At 37.3% G+C, this 316-nt stretch carries 1 pseudogene; it reads left to right on the top strand.

The window, feature by feature from the left end:
- Positions 1 to 316 (top strand): annotated as a pseudogene (locus tag E6A48_RS04395) (3-deoxy-7-phosphoheptulonate synthase); the annotation flags it as partial.

The following is a 316-nucleotide window of genomic DNA, read 5'->3' as shown; positions in this document are numbered from 1 at the left end:
GCAAAACTTTGAGCTTTTAAAAGAGGTTGGCAAATTAAAAAAACCAATACTTTTAAAAAGAGGTTTAGCTAACACTATGGAAGAATGGCTTATGAGTGCAGAATATATATTGGATAAAGGCAATCCTAATGTAGTATTGTGTGAGAGAGGTATAAGAACATTTGAAACATACACAAGAAACACTTTTGATGTATCAGCTATACCAGTGATAAAAAGAATGAGTCACTTACCAGTTATAGGCGATCCTTCACATGCAAGCGGAAGGGCTTGGATGGCATTGCCGCTTACACTTGCTGCAATTTCTGCAGGTGCTGAC

Source organism: Brachyspira pilosicoli (genome assembly GCF_019402445.1).
Lineage (GTDB): Bacteria > Spirochaetota > Brachyspiria > Brachyspirales > Brachyspiraceae > Brachyspira > Brachyspira pilosicoli_B.
This window is presented reverse-complemented; position numbering and strand designations above follow the sequence as displayed.